We start from the raw sequence: 19063 nt of genomic DNA, 5'->3' as shown, positions 1-19063 counted from the left end.
GATAAGAGAGAATGTAACTATAAGGAATTTTCTGTAGATTTCAGAATGGAGGATGTATATGTCAAAAGATACAGCTGTAAAAAGTCTACCTGGAAGAAAAGAGGTAGAGGAGAAATTAACGTGGAGATTGGAAGATATATTTGAAAGTGATGAAGCGTGGGAAAAAGAATATAAAGAAATTAAGGAGTTAACAGCTCGGGCAGACGAATTTAAAGGGACACTGGCGGAAAGTTCAGATCAGCTTTACAAAGCATTCGCCTTCCAAGATGAAATAATGGAACGTATGGGGAAGGTATATACATATTCTCATATGCGCTATGACCAGGACACGACCAATTCATATTATCAAGGACTGGATGACCGGGCCAAAAGCCTTTATACCCAATTAGGAAGCAAATTCGCTTACTTGGTTCCTGAAGTACTATCCATTGATGAGAAGAAGCTTCAAGGATTCCTTGAGGAGAAAGCAGAGCTGCAACAGTATAAGCACGCTTTGGAGGAAATCAACCTAGAACGTCCACATGTTCTCTCTGCTGAACAAGAGGCATTACTTGCACAAGCATCTGAGGTGTTCAGTGCAGCTAGTAATACATTCGGTATGCTGAATAATGCAGACCTTGAGTTTCCAAGCATTCAAGATGAGAATGGTGAAGAAGTTGATATTACTCATGGTCGTTTTATCCGATTCCTCGAGAGCAGTGATCGCCGTGTCCGTGAAGAAGCATTTAAAAAGGTATACGAAACGTATGGACAGTTTGAAAATACATTTGCTTCTACATTGAGCGGTGCTGTGAAAAAAGATAACTTTATTGCAAATGTAAGACATTATGACTCAGCAAGGCACGCAGCGTTATCTAATAACAATATTCCGGAAGAAGTATATGATAATTTGGTAGAAACGGTCAACAAGAACCTTCATTTGCTTCAGCGATATGTAAAGCTTCGTAAAAAAGTCCTGGGGTTGGATGAGGTTCACATGTACGATCTTTATACCCCACTTGTAAAAGAAGTGAAAATGGACATTAGCTATGACGAAGCTCAGAATATGATCCTTGACGGGCTAAAGCCCCTTGGTGATGAATATGCAAATGTGCTGAAAGAAGGATTTGGAAATCGCTGGGTGGACGTAGTTGAAAACAAAGGTAAAAGAAGCGGTGCTTACTCTTCCGGAGCATACGGCACAAACCCGTATATCCTTATGAACTGGCAGGATAATGTCAATAATCTATTTACTTTGGCTCATGAATTCGGGCATAGTGTACACAGCTTCTATACGAGGCAAGCACAGCCTTATACGTATGGGCATTATTCCATCTTTGTTGCTGAGGTAGCATCTACATGTAATGAAGCGTTATTGAATGATTATTTATTGAACACAATCGATGACGAGAAAAAACGTTTGTACCTCTTAAATCATTATTTGGAAGGTTTCAGAGGCACGGTTTTCCGTCAAACCATGTTTGCTGAATTCGAACACTTAATTCATAAGAAGGCACAAGAAGGAGAGGCACTTACCTCTGAATTCCTAACAAAAGAGTACTATGCATTGAATAAAAAATATTTCGGGGATGACATTTCGATTGATGAAGAGATTGGATTGGAGTGGGCACGCATTCCTCACTTTTATTACAATTATTATGTTTACCAATATGCAACGGGATTCTCTGCTGCAACTGCCCTCAGTCAACAAATCCTTGAAGAGGGAGAGCCTGCAGTGGAACGTTACATCGACTTCTTGAAAGCAGGAAGCTCCGACTATCCGATTGAAGTATTGAAAAAGGCGGGTGTGGATGTGACAACCACCAAACCTGTGGAAGACGCATGTAAAGTATTTGAGGAAAAGTTGAATGAAATGGAAGAATTGTTGGAAAAGCTTCAGTAATGACTACTGAGAACAAGAACAACACCCTGTCTCGAGGCATTAGCCTCAAGACAGGGTGTTGTTTATTTATGAAATCATTCCTCTTGAAATAATAGGTCCGGCAATCATTTCATGGAATTAAATCCTCTAAAGCGATTACGGTTTCCTAGGGAATGGAAGAAAAGCAGGAGTGAGAGGAACAGGACAGGGGATGTTATATAAATTGGAATTAGGTGCATAAGGCCGAGGATGTTAATAAAGAAACTGATCAGGATTAATAGGAGGAGGATTCCATACTTTATCTTTAATGTCATAGTGATTTCCCTCCATTGGTAGTCTTATTACCATGTATATGAAGGACTGGCAGAGAACATGTATTGATTTTGACAATATTGTGAAATAACATACAAACAACTTGCCAATACAAGTGCATAAGTGATATATTATCAGTGTGAAGTTGATCACAAGCAAACATATACCCCTTTGTTTGACCGTGAAAAATTTCTCCCATCCCCTTTGTTCGTATTGAAAAACCGATGTTGGAAACAACATCGGTTTTTCTTGATTTATACGGCATTTTATTATAGTGAAATAATTATTGGTTCATATATTTCCAAAACGTTCCATGCTTAGCTGGTAGCTTTTTAACTTTTTGCTGAAGCGTCCATTTTTTCATTTGCTTCTCGACTTCTTCTATAGATAAATCGTACACCACGGCTATTTCCTTCGAAGCCACAACCCGGTAATACTTCATAAATACTTCCAGTGGAGGCAAGGGCTGTTTTTCTGGCTTTTCTGCGAGCATTTCCTCAATAATATGAACGTAGACCTCATAGGAATACAATCCTGTAATCTTCAACCCTTCATCTTCAATGTTCTCGTTGAAAAAGACTAATGTCGGGATTTCATCTACCTCCATCTCAGATGTGATCTTAACATCACATTGAAAGGCTTTAGAAGCCGAGGAAGAATTTATGTCGTTCATAAATTCAGGCAAATCAAGTTTGGCGGCACGGGCACATTCCTTTAATACCTCGAAATCGGATATATCTTGTTTTTGTAAAAATAATCGTTCTTGTAAAAAGCGTAAGAAACGAATTCCAGAATGTTTTCCTTGTAGCTCTGCTGCTTTAATGGCAAATGATGCAAGGTACGGTGAATCAATAGGATTATCAATCCATAAGCTTCCATCGCATGACATTCCTGAGCGGCTAGCTGTCTTATCCCATTGTAGTGCTAAATCTTCCTGTTTTCGTTTTGTTGCAAGATTCAAGGATGAGAGCTGTCCACTTAAAATATAGCGGATCCGAAAGTATTGTCCGTATTCAATGTGCAATTTCTTTAATATCGGTTCCAGCGCCCAACATTCCGGGCAAAGAGGGTCAACAAACATATAAATTTCCAGAGGTTTCTTGTCATGTCCACACCCTTTAAGGTGATGCCAACTATTGGTTCTAGTCAATGCCATACCCCTTTGGATTTTCTGTATTCACCATGTGATGAGCGGTTAATACCAGTCTGTGAAAAAAGTCATCTCTTACTGGACCCTCTAGATCGACTTCATCCATCGCTTCATGCATACAGCTTAACCAAGCCTTTGCCCGTTCCTCTGTAATGGGAAAGGGGAGGTGCCTTGCACGCAGCATAGGGTGTCCATGTTCCTCTGTGTAAAGAGCCGGACCACCTAAATATTGGGTTAGGAATTGTTTTTGTTTACGAGCTGTCTCGGTTAAATCATCGGGGAAAATGGGTGCTAATTCCGGATGATTTGATACTCTATTATAAAAAGCTTCTACGAGCATGGAGAGTTTCTTTTCGCCGATAAGATTATAAGGCATTTTTGGTTTCTCGACCATAAGAATGACTCCTTTTTCCTTAGATTGTATTTTCATTCTAGCAAGCATTCATCTTTATCTCAAACAAATCGGCTTGCACCAACGTATTATTCCTAAATTAGTGTAGCCTTCTTTCACATGTCTATCCTGTTTTCATAAAAATATGGTGGATTTCTTATTGAGTATAGAATGGGTCTATCATCCTATTTTTTTTTCACCTCTAGTGGTGCGCGAAGAAAACTTATATGTGGTAGATGGGAATAATGAATAGAAAAATGCCTGTGATTCGTTTTGAAATCACAGGCATTTCTCTTACTTACCGTCAAATGGAAGTTAGGGGTTATGCAAAATAGCGATCTGTCACTTTCTTTACATATGCTGTCGTTTCCTTAAACGGTGGGATTCCATTGTATTTATCAACATTCCCTGGTCCTGCGTTGTAGGCTGCGAGAGCCATGTGTACGTCTCCATTATATTTATCAAGCATTTGCTTTAAGTATTTGGTTCCTGCGAATACATTTTCTTCCGGATCAAAGATGTTATTCACACCGAGTCCCCTTGCCGTACTTGGCATGAGCTGCATCAGTCCTGATGCGCCAGCGGGACTGACCGCGTCAGGATTGAAGTTGGATTCCTGCTTTATAACTGCTTGTATCAGCTTTTGGGGGATTCCATAATGATCTGATGCACGTGAGATAATGGCATCGATTTCCTGAGGCGCTTTCCGGTTTGGCTGGTTCATGGTGGTGAGTCCATGAATAGGTTGTATGACTGAAAATGCTGATTTAGAAGCTAGTGCTTCTCGAACCGCTCCTAGTGATTGATTCATATTTCCATTATTTTGGTCCGTGTAGAGTGCCTGATTTAATAGCTGTTGAAATAAATCACTGGACTTTCCAGTGGATTGTTGAACAGAAGATATAGACCCCAAGCTAGTAAGGGCTTGCAACTCCATCATCGTTTTTAACTGCTGAACATTCATAAAATTAACTCCTCTTTTTGAAAGGCTCTTTTCGTAAACGTTGTTGCTATTGAAGGTAGCGAGTGCTAGTTGATTTCCGCTGCAGGTGCTCGCTTTCCGCGGGGCGTGAGTTGAGCCTCCTCGGGCTTTGCCCTGTGGGGTCTCAACTTTCCCGCTATTCCCGTCGGAGTCGAGCACCTTCCGCTACAATCAACTTACAAAGTATGAGATCTAACCTACTGCCATACACGTCTAAAAAACATCAGTTTATCAACCTATACAGTGGTCAATTTTATCTGGAATAGTAAAATACTATATCATTCGTTTTTTTCACTAGTAAGCTCTGTCACGAAATCTCTTTAGATGGTGAGGGGAACGGCGTAGACTCCTGCGGAAAAACGGGCGAGACAAGACCCCGCAGCGAATGCGAGGAGGCTTGGCCGTTCGTCCGCCGGAATGCGAAGCCGTTCCCCTCACCATCTACCGCATTCACTCATAGACAGAGCCTTAGCATTTGCTATGTTAGATAACAACAATCTTTGCGAAAAGAGCTTTTTGAAAACATGGATTCTTCTTATATATCGGTAAAAATCAATCCTGTTTTAATTTTTCCGTGTAGAAGCGTTTGATTTTATTATCCGTTTTCCGTAGTGGGATATTTAGCTGCTCCAATAGGGATCGGAATATCTTTTCGCCTGATTGACGTTCTTTCACTTCATACTCAAGCTCACAGTCTTGTCTTTGCAAGTAAGAGCTTCTGTCGAAAACAAGAAGTCCTTCTTTATAATTGATTTCAGCTCTGCTCGTCGTAAGTGTCCCGAAGTATTGAAGGGATTGAGTGGAGATATTCATGGAGTGAAGGACATTTTTGACTTCACCCTCAGGAAATACACATCCGCTTAAAAGCGAGTCAGCTTCCTGCTTCGATAATTGCTGATTCGTTTCTAAAAGATCTTCTTTTAAGGGAGTTTTTAACGTTAGCGTATAGGTCCCACTTTTATGGCGGATTCTTAGGGCTGACTGATTGTCTTTTAGTAGATAGTCTGGTGTATCAAAATAGTGATTATCTTGAGAGGTGAAGTCCTCATCTTTAATGCGGAAATGAGAGATTAATTGTGAAAATTCATCTTGGGTTACTAGATTCTTGAATTCAATTTCGATTTCTTGTGTCATTTCAAGCATCCTTTCCTTTCATCCTTCTTCTATTATCTCTTTAATAAAAGGGAACTTCAATGTTTAGATGAAATGGTTGTCTTATGTTAAAATGATACTGATTGTTTAATGGAAGGATGAAGAATATCATGAGGAAAATAGTTCAATTTCAACACACTACATATGAAGATGGTACATTATACCTACATACGGACCAAGCGGACCTTTTACAAGGAACGAGTGCAGCCGGTCAAATCATTGCAGATTCTGATAACTATGCGTTCGTCTACCTTGCAGAAAACGAAGAAGAATATGTTTACCTATATCTTAATGAGTCTATCTGGTCTGAACTGAAGAAAGCTTTAAAGGAAAAGGCTGCTGTCATTGCTAAAAGTGATGAGTATTCTTTGGAACTGGATCAATTCATAGAAGAGCTTGACTATCTTGTTGATAATATAGAAGGAAATGGTAACTACGGTGACGAAATGGTTAAAAAGGTAGAGAGCGTGTTTCTTGAAAAATAGGCGCGTGACGTAAAGAGGTGAGGAGAATGAATCACTGGGAACAATTTTTAGCTCCCTACAAGCAAGCGGTAGATGAATTGAAGATTAAGCTTAAAGGGATGAGAGGAGAATATGAACTCCATAACACCCATTCTCCCATTGAATTCGTAACCGGCAGGGTAAAGCCAATTGCGAGTATACTGGATAAAGCGAATCAAAAAGGCATCAAACTAGCAGATTTAGGAGCAGAATTACAGGATATAGCAGGATTGAGGATGATGTGTCAATTTGTTGAGGATATTCATGTTGTTGTGGAAAAACTTCGTGCCCGTAAGGATTTTACCATTATTGAGGAAAGAGATTATGTTACGTGTAAGAAACAAAGCGGATACCGTTCTTATCATGTGGTCATCGACTATCCGGTGCAAACGATATACGGTGAAAAGAATTTACTGGTAGAAATTCAAATCCGTACTCTTTCAATGAATTTTTGGGCAACAATTGAACATTCTTTGAATTATAAGTACAGTGGTCAAATTCCTGAACAAATTCGTTTTCGTCTTCAGAGTGCTGCGGAGGCAGCTTTCCGACTTGATGAAGAGATGAGCTTGATTAGAGAAGAAATTCAGGAAGCCCAAGTCATATTCACAAACAAAAAGGAAAAAGATCAGCGAGGAAAAAGTTCAAAGGATCAACGAAATCAGCAGTGACTTGAAGGGGGTAAACGAATGAAGTTCGCGATAACATCTAAAGGTGATTCGAAGTCCAATACATTAATGCACAAAATGAGAACGTATCTTCAGGATTTCAATCTGGTCTACGATGACGATCAACCTGATATTGTCATTTCCGTTGGGGGAGACGGTACCCTCCTCTATGCCTTTCATCGATACAGCTCCCGGCTGGATAAAACGGCCTTTGTGGGGGTACATACTGGCCACCTGGGTTTCTATGCAGACTGGGTACCAGAAGAGATTGAGAAGTTAGTCATTGCCATTGCAAAAACGCCTTATCAAATCATCGAATATCCCTTACTTGAAACCATCATTCGCTATCAGCATGGTGGAAAGGAAACACGTTATTTAGCTCTAAATGAATCAACGGTCAAAAGCGTAGAAGGCACTCTAGTCATGGATGTGGAAATCAGGGGACAGCACTTTGAACGCTTTAGGGGTGATGGATTGTGTCTTTCGACTCCTTCAGGCAGTACGGCTTATAACAAGGCACTTGGTGGCGCGATCATTCATCCGTCTTTACCTGCAATCCAATTCGCTGAGATGGCCTCCATTAATAATCGTGTATTCCGAACCATCGGATCACCACTGATTTTACCTGCCCATCATACATGCATGCTGAAGCCGGTAAATGGTCCTGATTTTTTGGTTACCATCGACCATCTATCCCTCCTTCATAAAGATGTGAAAAGTATTCAATATCGTGTGGCTGATGAAAAAATCCGGTTTGCCCGCTTCCGTCCTTTCCCGTTTTGGAAAAGGGTGCATGATTCCTTTGTTGCTGATGAATAAGGAGAGGTCAGGCATTACGGTATGAAAGGCTATTTGCTGAAATGGATTATTCCGTGCCTATACGAGGGGAAGCTGATGAGAGAATTCTTAATCGATGAGCATATCTCAAAGCGCACCCTAACTGCAGTGAAATTTGATGGTGGATCCATCACAGTGAATGGAAAAGAAGAGAATGTACGATACCCCCTTTCAGAAGGGGATATCCTCGAGGTGCGTTTCCCGAAAGAAAATGGGAGTGAAACCCTGGTGGAAGATGAGGCCAATCTATCGATCATTTATGAAGATGATGATGTGCTCGTAGTAGACAAACCCTGGGGAATGAAGACGATTCCCACGAAACATGAGCCTAGAGGAAGCCTAGCTAACGCGATTTTGGGATATTATCGTAAGAGTGATATTCCATCAACCGTTCATATCGTAACACGGTTGGATAAAGACACATCTGGACTCGTTTTAATAGGAAAGTATCGACACGTCCATCATTTATTCAGCCTTCAACAGAAGGGACGGGAAATCAAGAGGAAATATGAAGCCTTTGTTGAAGGGATACTGGACAGGGGAGAAGATTCGATCGAGGAACCGATCGGCAGGAAACCTGATAGTATCATCGAAAGAGAAGTGCAAGCAGGCGGAAAATATGCCCTTACTTATTATAAGACGGTGAAGCAGTTTTCTGATTTTGCCCATATCGAGTTGAGTTTGGAAACGGGAAGAACCCATCAAATCCGTGTTCATATGTCATCCTTAGGGCATCCCTTGGCAGGAGACGACCTGTATGGTGGCAGTGCAGAGCTGATTGGCAGACAAGCACTACACTGTAAGCAGCTTTCCTTTTTTCATCCTATTAAAAAGGAATGGATTTATCTGGAGTCTGAGATGCCTTCAGATATGCGGATTTTGCTTGATAGCCAATAAAAAAGAGATCCTTTTCGGTTAGTTGAAAAGGATCTCTTTTTGTATGGAAATCATTCGCTCACTCCAATACCCGAAACTTCTCCTCCACTAAAGGCATTTCAGAGGTCACGCTAACCAATTCGATTTCAGGGTATCTCAATGCAGTGAGCTTACCACCAAACACCGCTCCTGTATCGATGTTCACAGTCTTATTGACAATTCTCGCCTCTTTCACAGGGGTGTGACCGTATACAATCCATGCCATCCCATTATAGTCCAGTGCCCAGTCTTTTCGAACCGGCGTACCGTCATCATTCTTCTCACCAGTAATGTCCCCATATAGCACAAATGTTTTTACGCGCTTATTGTTATCGCCAATCAATTCTTGTTTAATCCCTGCATGGGCTATAATAAGTTTCCCATCATCCAATACATGGTATAGAGGGGCTTGTTCATATAGCTCGATAAACATATCTCTGTAGCGGTGTCTTACACTTGTTGGTAGTGCGCTGAGTTCCGCTACGGTTGTTTCCAAACCGTGAAGGATTTTAACGTTGTTTCCTATGAAATAGCGATAGAGCTTATTGCAGTGGTTACCTGGGACATAATAGACAGAGTCCTCTTGATAAAGTGAGGAAACAGTGGACAAGGTTTTAAGTGAGTGATGTCCCCGGTCAGTTAAATCACCTACAAATCCAAGCTTTCTTCCTTTTGGATGAATTGGTAAGCCGCTAGCCCAATTGTACCCCAGCTTCATCGTCAATTTTTTAAGCTCTTTGTAACAACCGTGAACATCACCGATGATATCAATTTTCATCCTACCCCTTCTTTCTTGTTCCAGGAATTATTTATAGACGATTGTCCCAATGAAGATAACACTCATGTATTAAAGTAAATAAAATACAACGTTAAGTTTTTGATCTAACGTCCAAGATGCTTTTCGAGTAGGACCGTGCCTTTTTTCTTTTCTTTTCCCGTATTTTATGACATATTAATGATTCAGTCTTTCATCAGGAGAGTGTTTTTATTCACCATGTCTCTGGCTTAAAAGGTAAAGCTGTATGAAAACGAATAGTCTCTCTTCCCTGCTGAAGGTGATGGGAGCTCTAAACCAACAGACTTTTGGCAGAGTGATTTATACGAAAAAATCAAGCAAAATACGTACATAAAAAATGAATTCAAAAGAGACATTCTCTTCAAGATTTGCTAGTATTATTACGACTATATACAATTCAAGAATAGAAGGAGGGTGTATATGATGTCTGAAGTAACTCAAGATCAAGAAAAGGAAAGAGAAAGGCAGGATAAAGAAATGTACGATGAAGACCTTCTCATTAGAGCCCTTCAAGAAGAAGATCTCGATTTATTTCGTTCTGAATTTGTCCATTTACACTCTTATGACCAAGCGAAATTTTTCTCTAAAATAGATGAAGGATTACGAAATCGTCTCTATCACTATCTTTCTCCGGAGGAAATGGCGGAGCTCTTTGAAAGCCTAGATATCGATGAAGAGGACTATCAGGGGATTCTAGCCGAGATGAACCCTACATACGCTGCAGAAATGCTTTCTAATATGTACGCCGATGACGCGGTTGATGTCTTAAATGAACTGGACAAAGATCAAGTCGTCAGTTATCTGACCATAATGGATGATGAATCAGCTAAAGAAATCAAAGAATTATTGCATTATGAGGAATATACTGCAGGAAGTATCATGACCACGGAGTTTGTAGCCATTTCAAAAAATCAGACAGTGCGATCTGCCATGTATATATTGAAGAATGAAGCACCGAACGCCGAAACGATTTACTACATATATGTAGTGGATGATGATAAGAAACTTGTAGGAGTTATTTCTTTAAGGGATTTGATCATTAGCCATGATGATGTCATGATCGGTGAAATTATGAGCGATCGTGTAATGGCTGTTGGCGTCAGCGAGGATCAGGAAGCCATTGCCAGACAAATGAAAGATTATGACTTTCTCGCTCTGCCTGTAGTCGATTTTCAACATCATCTTCTCGGAATCATAACGGTGGATGACATCATGGACGTTATGGAAGAAGAGGCTTCTGATGACTACTCAAAACTTGCCGGTATTGCCGATTTGGATTCAATCGATCGGAGTCCTGTGAATGCAGCTAAAAAGCGTCTTCCCTGGCTAATCGCCTTATTATTCCTCGGAATGTTTACGGCAAGCCTGATTGGACGATTTGAAGATACATTAGATAAAGTAGCGATTCTTGCAGTGTTTATTCCCTTGATTGCAGGGATGGCCGGGAACACAGGGACTCAGGCACTGGCGGTAGCAGTGAGAGGGATTGCAACAGGGGATTTGGAAAAGGAAAACAAGATGTCCCTTGTCATACGGGAAGCGGGTACAGGACTTATCACAGGTACGACATGCGGAATTGTGGTCAGTATCGTCGTTTATGTATGGAAAGGTGAATTCTTCCTTGGACTGCTTGTGGGGATTTCGGTGTTGGTCTCATTATTTGTCGCCACGCTTGCAGGCACATTAGTCCCCTTATTAATGCACAAGCTAAAAGTAGATCCAGCCGTTGCTTCTGGCCCTTTTATTACAACGATCAATGATATTATAAGTATCCTAATTTATTTTGGATTAGCGACACTTTTTATGAATTACCTAATATAGAGAGAAGAGGGGGAGGAATAAATGGAACAGCATGCATCCGTTGCATCACTGGTCATTGTAATCCTAGTCGCTTTTTTGACTCCCATTTTGCTACATCGACTTAAGCTGAATTTTATCCCTGTTGTGATTGCGGAAATCATCATGGGATTGGTTATTGGTAATAGCGGGTTTAATCTCGTTCATCAGGATATGTGGCTTGAGACTTTATCTACCCTGGGCTTTATTTTCCTAATGTTTTTAAGCGGGCTAGAAATTGATTTCACAGCGTTCTCAGGTGGGAAAAAGAAGAAAGAGATTATGCCGAATGGGAAAGAAGAGCCGAACCGGTTGAAATTAGCAATCATCATTTTCATAGGTATTTTCTTAGTGTCCCTTGGACTATCGTATCTATTTGTCCTGTTTGGTCTTATTGATAATGCATTCCTGATGACGTTGATCATTTCGACGATTTCACTCGGAGTAGTGGTTCCTACATTGAAGGAAGCCCATATTATGAAAAGTGCCATCGGACAGATTATCCTATTGGTGGCAGTGATTGCAGATCTTGCGACCATGATTTTATTAGCCGTATTCGTCTCCCTCTATGGAGAGGGGCATGGAAATATGTGGCTACTATTAATCCTTTTCGGGGTTGGAGTGCTTTTATACTTCCTTGCTAAGAGGTTGAAGAACAACCCATTCATCAAGAGCTTATCTACAGGAACCGTTCAAATCGGTACACGTGCCGTCTTTACGTTAATTATTTTACTGGTGGCAGTTTCAGAGACGGTTGGAGCGGAAAATATTCTAGGGGCCTTCCTTGCAGGCGTGCTCGTATCATTGCTTGCACCGAACCAGGAAATGGTTCATAAGCTTGATTCGTTTGGATATGGGTTTTTAATTCCGATTTTCTTCGTGATGGTCGGTGTCGAGCTCGATCTTGGATCGCTACTTAGTGATAAGAAGATGCTCCTGCTCATTCCGTTATTGTTAATAGCATTCCTGATTTCCAAAATCATTCCGGTTTATTTATTGAAATTCTGGTATGATACGAAAACCACGATTGCATCAGCATTTTTACTTACATCGACATTATCATTGGTGATCGCCGCTGCGAAAATCGCAGAAAGAATCGAAATGATCACCCCACAAATGAGTGGTACCCTCATTTTAGTTGCGGTCATTACATGTATCATCACACCTATCTTCTTTAAAAAGCTCTTCCCGAGAGAGAGTGCCAAAGAGAAGAAACTTAAAATAACGTTCTTAGGAGCCAATCAATTAACAATGCCGGTTTCAAGAGAGCTTCAATCTTCTCTGTATGAGCCAGTTCTGTATCATACCAAGCAGGATAAATCGGAACGAAGCATTGCTGACTCACTCTTTACAATCAATGAAATCGATAATTATGAACTGAATACACTTGAAGAAGAGAATATCTTCGAATCAGATATTATCGTGATTTCGACAGGTGATGAAGAAGTGAATGCAACATTGGCTGTTACGGCCAAAGAATATGGAGTTAATCGTGTAATCGTTAGGGTGGAGAGCCCCGACCTTCATGAAACCCTCCGTGAGCAAGAAATAGAAGTCTATTCTGTCTTCTTATCCACGAAGGCATTGTTACGAGCTCTCATCGAATCGCCGTCTGTCATGAATATCCTGACAAACCAAGAAACGTCCCTATATGAAATTCGCATGCTTAACAGCCAATTTGAAGGCATGACATTGCGTAAGTTTCCATTTACGGGAGATGTCATTTTCGTGCGGATCTTCAGAGGCAAAGATTCCATTGTTCCACATGGGGACACAGAGCTTCACATGAATGACCGATTAATCGTCACAGGCTCTAAAGAATATGTAGACGAACTCAAACGAGAACTTGAATTCTGTGAGTACTGCTAAGATATACCTCGACTTCCCAAGAACTTTTTCTTGGGAAGTTTTATTTATAAAGAGGAATCCGGCCTTTCACCAACAAATATCTAATAAGAGAGAAAAAATTAATAAGGAGGTTTTCATCATGTGGGATACGAAAGTGTTAGAGATCAGGGAGAAAATTAAGGCAAGCTTTATGGATTTATCATGGGAAAAATTGAACCGCCGGCCTTCAGAGGGGGAATGGAGCATTGCTCAGATCGTACTTCATCTTGCGGGAGCGGAAACGCGTTTTATGACTTTGGCTCTTGATTCAGCTGAGAATGGGTCTGGTGGAAGTAATGAAAGAGTGGATTTAACCGTTTTTGATGATCCCACACAGAAATTGAAGGCTCCGATCGAACCCACAGAAGATCCTCAAAGCAAGGAAGATTTATTGAAGGCATTGGAAGAATCCCGATCATTCACAACACGTTTTTTAGAAAAGCACACGAAAGAACGACTGAAGAATCGTTCGATGCACCATCATCGCTTTGGAGAGATGCCGATTTGGCAAGTGCTGGAGCTTCTTGGTAAACATGAACAGAGGCATCTCCTGCAAGTCGAAGAGGTGGAAAATAGAATGCGATAGGAATTTTCTTTTCTTTTTCTAGGGATTGCTGTAGAATTAGTAGTAGGTACTAATAACATGTATTAATTAGGAGGATAATAATGACTCTTTCATTAAAAGGTAAAACATATGTCGTGATGGGAGTTGCGAATAAACGAAGTATTGCATGGGGAATCGCCCGTTCCTTACATCAATCGGGTGCCCGTTTGATCTTTACATATGCAGGGGAACGTTTTGAAAAAGGGGTTAGGGATCTTGCCGGCACACTGGAAGGTGGAGAAAATTCGATCGTTCTTCCATGCGATGTGACAAGTGATGAGGACATTGAAAAATGCTTCGCAACAATCAAAGAGGAAGTCGGCGTTATTCATGGCCTGGCTCACTGTATAGCATTTGCCAATAAAGAAGAACTTGCAGGAGATTATATGAATACAACAAGAGACGGTTTCCTGCTCGCTCACAATATCAGCTCATATTCCTTGACTGCTGTGGCAAAAGTTGCGAAGGATCTGATGACAGAGGGTGGAAGCATCGTTTCAATGACCTATCTTGGCGGAGAAAGAGTCATGCAAAACTACAATGTCATGGGTGTAGCGAAAGCTTCCCTTGAAGCCAGTGTAAAATATCTTGCGAATGACCTCGGTAAACATAATATTCGTGTCAATGCCATTTCTGCCGGACCGATCCGCACGCTTTCTGCAAAAGGCGTTGGTGACTTCAACAGCATCCTGAAAGAAATTGAAGAGCGTGCCCCTCTTCGACGGAATACAACTCAAGAAGAAGTAGGAGATACGGCTGTATTCTTATTCAGTGATTACTCAAGAGGAATTACTGGTGAGAATCTACATGTAGATTCAGGATATCACATATTAGGATAATAAATAGTTGGCGACTGCGAGATTCTATTCTTGCAGTCGTTTTTGTATAGAAAGAATTCATAAAAATCCATTAATAATTGAAACTCCTAGGCGCTATTCGCATACATATAAAAGTGGGGAACAATTAGGAGGTGTCAAGTGTGAACACAGAGAAAAAAGCAGGGAAAGAACCTTTGCTCTATATAAATCAGCCAAGATTGGAAGACGTTAAAGGAAACATGCAAGTAACGTATCGCTCTTCCAAAAATAAGCTTCAACCAAAACAAGGGGAAACACAGATTGTTATCGATAACAAAACTACAGTGCGTGAGCAACAAAATGATAACTACCTAGATGAGCTGAAAAACCCTGATCAGGAGACAGGGGTTGAAGATTCAGGACATAGAGCTGTTCAATCAACCACTCTCGAGACTCAGAGAAAGACAGCGACTGCCTCATTCCGAAAACTAAAACCCTTCAGAGATTTGACTATTGAGGAGAAATTAGACTACATTTCTGCAAGTATTTCCGGCAAAGTGCCATTTCCATGTGAGTTTTCAAATGGAGAGGTTTCTGTAAAGGGTGTCATCCAAGACGATGAAGGAGATGAAATAACCGTTAAAAGCTTTAATGGTGAAGAGGTTAGAATGAGGAAAAATACACTTCAAACAATCAAAATGATTGGACTGCAATAAAAAAGGAGCCAGGCGGGATACCCGGCTGGCTTTTCATATGAACTTGGATATTAGTCTTCGCATTCAAGGAATACGTGTACGTCTTTGATACATTGAATCGCACAGAAGCAATCCAGGTCAACTGTGATACATTCGCCTGTAAATACCCACTCTGTATTATTGCCCATAGTCTCCATTTCAGAGCCAGAACCAGAACCTGATCCTGATCTAGAACCAGTACCTTCAGCATAGTCAGGCTTTAACACTTGAAGCGTAGCACAGCAGTTATCGAATACTTCTTTCACCCGGAAAAATGGTGATTTCCAAGGACATCCTTTGATGTGCGCTTTAAAAGTCTCACCGTTTTTAAGATATAACTTGAAAATACGAGTGTTCAATCGATTAGTAGGACTCACCATTGAACCTAGTGGCTCAAGGAAACAATCGTTTTTACAATCGTTACACTCTTGATTTGCTTCGTCTTGGATATCTTTAATAGCACGGACGGCTTGACATACGCAACCACGATCTTTTGAACTTTTGTCTTTATCTCTTCCGCAACCCATATAGAAGTTCCTCCTTAAAATGAATTTCATTTACATTACTAACATATTGTCAGGTAGGCAATTAGGTAACGGACATCTGCCCTCTTTTGAAAATTTGGGCTTGTATAATTTGAAAATCGAAGGGAGTCATTTCATTGCAGCTTGCATTGGTTGAACTTATTACGTTAGGGTTGGCCATTTTCCGTTTAACCCATCTTATAGTCTTTGATAAAATAACTGAATTTCTAAGAGCCCCATTTTTTGATGAGCATGTTGTGGTCGAAGATGATGGTGAAGAGGCGGTCTATCTTTCGCCTAAGAAAGGTGGATTGGTCGGTTTTATTGGTGAATTATTGTCTTGTTATTGGTGTACTGGAATTTGGGTTTCTATTTTTCTTTACGGAGGGTATTTCTTTTTACCATTTTATTTTATGCCTCTCATCACCCTTTTGGCAGTTGCTGGTATTGCTGCCATTTTTGAAGCAGCTGTACAAAGTTGGAAAACGGATTAATTCATTAGGTAATTAGTGGAAACAAGCTCGGAATTATTCACATATACTGGAAGGGAATGATGATAAAGGAGGAAACAAGAAGTGAAGAAAGCCTCTACAAATACAAAGAAACAAGCCGGCTCATCCACAAAGAAAAAAGGATGCGGTTGCGGGTCGAAAGTGAAGAAAAGTTAGGACTGCTCAAATTGGGCAGTCTTTTTTTCATAAAAAATAACTTTATGAAAAAAATAAAGGATGAGTACAAATAAAAGAGGGATATGCCATGAACAATATTCGAATAATCATTTCGTTAGCTTTATTTGTTTTAATAGGATGTGCAAATAAGGAAGATGGAAGTGATAGTAAGATTGCACTTATGAAGAAAACCAATCCTCCTCCCATTGAATTAGTGGACAATCCTGAAACGGATAGCTACGGCCACGCCATCAAACAGGAAATTTCGAAAATGAAAGAGCTCTATGATGTAGCAGTCATTCAAGATAAGGAAGAAACGCTTGTCGTATATAAAGTGAAACATTTACACAGGTTCAAAATGAAGGAAATTGAAAAAAAAATGGATGCTTTTTTAGAAAATAAGTATCCTGGTGAGAATTTCATTTTATCAAGCGACTATAAAATTTTTCTAGAAACCATTCGCTTAAAAGAAAAACTGAAAAAAGGTTCTATTTCTAAGAAAGATGCTGAAACCAAGTTCAAGGAAATTGTGAAACTTCAAAAGGAAAAAACCTAGGAGGAATGTTTGGTGGGGAGATCACAAAAAACACCTGAACAAAAAAAATATGAGCAATTAGAAAAACAGTATGAAACAAAGCGGCCATTACTGAAGAATGTAATCAAGGCATTTTTTGTTGGAGGTTTTATCTGTCTAATCGGTCAGGCCGTCACCTATATGTATATTTACTATTTCAATTTCACAGAGCAGACAGCAGGAAATCCAACTGTTGCGACGATGGTCTTTCTTGCGATGCTTCTGACAGGATTCGGTATGTACGACCGCATTGGCCAATTTGGTGGTGCAGGAAGTGCTGTACCTGTCACTGGATTCGGGAATGCAGTGATTTCTGCTGCCATTGAGCATAGAACAGAAGGTCTTGTTCTCGGAGTCGGCGGGAACATCTTTAAATTGGCTGGTTCAGTTATTGTGTTCGGTGTTTTTTCTGCCTTCGTTGTAGCTTTAATCAAGACGCTCTTAATTCAATGGGGGGTGATTTAATGCTTAAAGGTTTAAGGTCTTGGGTATTTCCGGCACATCCTGCCATCCTCTCAACCGGCGTCGTTGGTGGTCCATTTGAGAAAAAAGGTGACTTGTCAGCCGATTTTGATCAGTTCTACGATGATTTATGGATGGGGCAAGAGACGTATGAAAAAGCCAATCGTACACTAATTGAAGATGCTGTTCAAATCGCATTGGAAAAACAGAAATTAGAAAAAAGTGACATTCAGTTTTTCTTAACTGGTGATCTGATTAATCAAATTACCCCTTCAAGCTTTGCGGCCAGAACGAATGGCATTCCTTATTTCGGCTTGTTCGGGGCATGCTCAACTTCCATGGAAGGACTTGCCCTTTCAGCATTCCTAGTCAATTATCAAGGTGCTCATCACGTTGTAACAGGTGCTTCAAGTCATAATGCTGCTACTGAGAAACAGTTTCGCTATCCTACAGAATATGGCGGCCAAAAGCCGCCAACCGCACAATGGACGGTCACAGGGGCAGGATATGCTGTCATTGGAGAAGGGTCATCCGTTATCATGCCTACACCAAGAATCACGTCAGCAACGATTGGGAAAGTAATGGATATGGGATTGAAGGACCCTTTCAATATGGGAGGAGCCATGGCACCGGCTGCAGTCGATACAATTATTGGTCATTTTCAGGACCTCGGGAGGGACCCTTCATATTACGATCTCATCGTTACAGGAGATCTTGCTAAGATAGGAAGGCAGGCGGCTTATGCGATGTTAAAGGAAAAAGGATATGAATTATTAGAACAGCAGTTTCAAGATTGCGGGATGCTGATTTACGGCGATCATCAGCCGGTCCAATCGGGTGCCAGTGGACCCGGCTGTTCAGCTACTGTTCTCTACGGACATCTCCTCAATGAAATGAAAAAAGGCAAATATAAACGCATATTAGTCATTGCGACAGGAGCACTATTGTCCCCGTTGACATTTCAACAGGGAGAATCGATCCCGTGTATCGCTCATGCCGTATCTATTGAATATTTGTAAGTGGGAAAGGAGGAAACCATGTGTTAGCCATGTTTTTTTGGGCATTCACGATAGGAGGTATCATCTGTGTAATTGGTCAATTGCTGTTTGATGTTGCGAAACTAACACCTGCTCATACATTAAGCTTATTGGTTGTTTCAGGATCCGTGCTTTCTGGATTTGGCTTATATGAGCCACTCATTGATTTTGCCGGTGCAGGTGCTACCATCCCGATTACAAGTTTCGGGAATGCACTGGTAAATGGAGCTATGCAGGAAGCGCAAGAGCATGGGGTTGTCGGGGTCCTTACCGGAATGTTTGAGGTTACAAGCTCAGGGATATCTTCTGCCATCATATTCGGTTTTATAGGAGCGCTCATTTTTAAACCAAAGGGATAATAGAGGTGAAATCT

At 40.7% G+C, this 19063-nt stretch carries 21 protein-coding genes; 15 read left to right on the top strand and 6 right to left on the bottom strand.

Annotated elements, in window-relative coordinates; translation table 11 throughout:
- Nucleotides 1-58 precede the first annotated feature (58 nt).
- Nucleotides 59-1882, top strand: coding sequence for an oligoendopeptidase F (pepF, locus tag FGG79_RS08160; protein WP_138777209.1), 1824 nt, complete (start codon nt 59-61; stop codon nt 1880-1882).
- Nucleotides 1883-2456: 574 nt separating this feature from the next.
- On the opposite strand, the gene FGG79_RS08150 is transcribed toward pepF, so the two are convergent.
- From FGG79_RS08150 to FGG79_RS08135, 4 genes are all read right to left on the bottom strand, one after another.
- Nucleotides 2457-3323, bottom strand: coding sequence for a ClpXP adapter SpxH family protein (locus tag FGG79_RS08150; protein ID WP_240794221.1), 867 nt, complete (start codon nt 3321-3323; stop codon nt 2457-2459).
- Nucleotides 3316-3717 (bottom strand): globin domain-containing protein, encoded by a 402-nt coding sequence (locus FGG79_RS08145; RefSeq protein ID WP_138777207.1) that lies wholly within the window; start codon nt 3715-3717, stop codon nt 3316-3318. The genes FGG79_RS08150 and FGG79_RS08145 overlap by 8 nt, the downstream gene beginning before the upstream one ends.
- A 319-nt stretch (nt 3718-4036) precedes the next feature.
- Entirely contained in the window at nt 4037-4678 is a 642-nt protein-coding gene (locus FGG79_RS08140; protein ID WP_138777206.1) for a lytic transglycosylase domain-containing protein, read from the bottom strand.
- 570 nt (nt 4679-5248) lie between these two features.
- A complete protein-coding gene (locus tag FGG79_RS08135) occupies nt 5249-5830 on the bottom strand; it encodes a CYTH domain-containing protein (RefSeq protein ID WP_138777205.1) in 582 nt (193 codons plus the stop codon).
- 128 nt (nt 5831-5958) lie between these two features.
- Here FGG79_RS08135 and FGG79_RS08130 point away from each other — a divergent pair, with 128 nt between their 5' ends.
- From FGG79_RS08130 to FGG79_RS08115, 4 genes are all read left to right on the top strand, one after another.
- The gene (locus FGG79_RS08130; RefSeq protein ID WP_138777204.1) at nt 5959-6333 is read left to right on the top strand and encodes a UPF0738 family protein; all 375 of its coding nucleotides are present in this window, start codon (nt 5959-5961) and stop codon (nt 6331-6333) included.
- Nucleotides 6334-6359: 26 nt separating this feature from the next.
- Complete coding sequence (yjbM, locus tag FGG79_RS08125; RefSeq protein WP_138777203.1) at nt 6360-7022, top strand: GTP diphosphokinase; 663 nt, start codon at nt 6360-6362, stop codon at nt 7020-7022.
- An 18-nt stretch (nt 7023-7040) separates the two neighbouring features.
- On the top strand, nt 7041-7838 hold the full coding sequence (locus FGG79_RS08120) for an NAD kinase (protein WP_138777202.1): 798 nt from the start codon (nt 7041-7043) through the stop codon (nt 7836-7838).
- Between the two features lie 75 nt (nt 7839-7913).
- Complete coding sequence (locus FGG79_RS08115; RefSeq protein ID WP_240794220.1) at nt 7914-8753, top strand: RluA family pseudouridine synthase; 840 nt, start codon at nt 7914-7916, stop codon at nt 8751-8753.
- 58 nt (nt 8754-8811) lie between these two features.
- Here the strand turns inward: FGG79_RS08115 and prpE are convergent, their stop codons facing one another.
- Nucleotides 8812-9549 carry a bis(5'-nucleosyl)-tetraphosphatase PrpE gene (prpE, locus tag FGG79_RS08110; protein WP_138777200.1) on the bottom strand — a complete coding sequence of 246 codons (738 nt, stop codon included), beginning with the start codon at nt 9547-9549 and terminating at the stop codon, nt 8812-8814.
- Nucleotides 9550-10044: 495 nt separating this feature from the next.
- Between prpE and mgtE the strand changes: the two genes are divergently transcribed.
- From mgtE to FGG79_RS08085, 5 genes are all read left to right on the top strand, one after another.
- Nucleotides 10045-11388, top strand: coding sequence for a magnesium transporter (gene mgtE / locus FGG79_RS08105; RefSeq protein ID WP_138777669.1), 1344 nt, complete (start codon nt 10045-10047; stop codon nt 11386-11388).
- Nucleotides 11389-11409: 21 nt separating this feature from the next.
- Nucleotides 11410-13272: a monovalent cation:proton antiporter family protein gene (locus FGG79_RS08100; RefSeq protein ID WP_138777199.1), complete on the top strand. Its 1863-nt coding sequence runs from the start codon at nt 11410-11412 to the stop codon at nt 13270-13272.
- A 118-nt stretch (nt 13273-13390) separates the two neighbouring features.
- Nucleotides 13391-13876, top strand: a complete 486-nt coding sequence (locus FGG79_RS08095) for a DinB family protein (protein WP_138777198.1) — start codon at nt 13391-13393, stop codon at nt 13874-13876.
- Between the two features lie 80 nt (nt 13877-13956).
- Nucleotides 13957-14733: an enoyl-ACP reductase FabI gene (gene fabI / locus FGG79_RS08090; RefSeq protein ID WP_138777197.1), complete on the top strand. Its 777-nt coding sequence runs from the start codon at nt 13957-13959 to the stop codon at nt 14731-14733.
- A 140-nt stretch (nt 14734-14873) separates the two neighbouring features.
- Nucleotides 14874-15407, top strand: coding sequence for a CotO family spore coat protein (locus FGG79_RS08085; RefSeq protein WP_171050836.1), 534 nt, complete (start codon nt 14874-14876; stop codon nt 15405-15407).
- 50 nt (nt 15408-15457) lie between these two features.
- On the opposite strand, the gene FGG79_RS08080 is transcribed toward FGG79_RS08085, so the two are convergent.
- The gene (locus FGG79_RS08080; RefSeq protein ID WP_138777195.1) at nt 15458-15952 is read right to left on the bottom strand and encodes a CotY/CotZ family spore coat protein; all 495 of its coding nucleotides are present in this window, start codon (nt 15950-15952) and stop codon (nt 15458-15460) included.
- 134 nt (nt 15953-16086) lie between these two features.
- On the opposite strand from FGG79_RS08080, the gene FGG79_RS08075 reads away from it, so the two are divergent.
- The 5 genes from FGG79_RS08075 (at nt 16087) to spoVAE (ending at nt 19049) form a co-directional block, all read left to right on the top strand.
- Nucleotides 16087-16443, top strand: coding sequence for a DUF1360 domain-containing protein (locus FGG79_RS08075; RefSeq protein ID WP_138777194.1), 357 nt, complete (start codon nt 16087-16089; stop codon nt 16441-16443).
- A gap of 262 nt (nt 16444-16705) precedes the next feature.
- Nucleotides 16706-17173, top strand: a complete 468-nt coding sequence (locus FGG79_RS08070; protein WP_138777193.1) for a sporulation protein — start codon at nt 16706-16708, stop codon at nt 17171-17173.
- A gap of 12 nt (nt 17174-17185) precedes the next feature.
- A complete protein-coding gene (spoVAC, locus tag FGG79_RS08065; RefSeq protein ID WP_138777192.1) occupies nt 17186-17656 on the top strand; it encodes a stage V sporulation protein AC in 471 nt (156 codons plus the stop codon).
- Entirely contained in the window at nt 17656-18672 is a 1017-nt protein-coding gene (spoVAD, locus tag FGG79_RS08060; protein WP_138777191.1) for a stage V sporulation protein AD, read from the top strand. Before spoVAC ends, spoVAD begins: the two co-directional genes overlap by 1 nt.
- Before the next feature lie 20 nt (nt 18673-18692).
- Nucleotides 18693-19049 carry a stage V sporulation protein AE gene (gene spoVAE, locus FGG79_RS08055; RefSeq protein WP_138777190.1) on the top strand — a complete coding sequence of 119 codons (357 nt, stop codon included), beginning with the start codon at nt 18693-18695 and terminating at the stop codon, nt 19047-19049.
- The last annotated feature ends 14 nt before the right edge of the window (nt 19050-19063 follow it).

Source organism: Bacillus sp. BHET2 (genome assembly GCF_005938125.1).
GTDB lineage: Bacteria > Bacillota > Bacilli > Bacillales > Bacillaceae_B > Rossellomorea.
The sequence above is the reverse complement of the archived record's forward strand: the minus strand, read 5'-3'. Positions and strand labels throughout refer to the sequence as shown.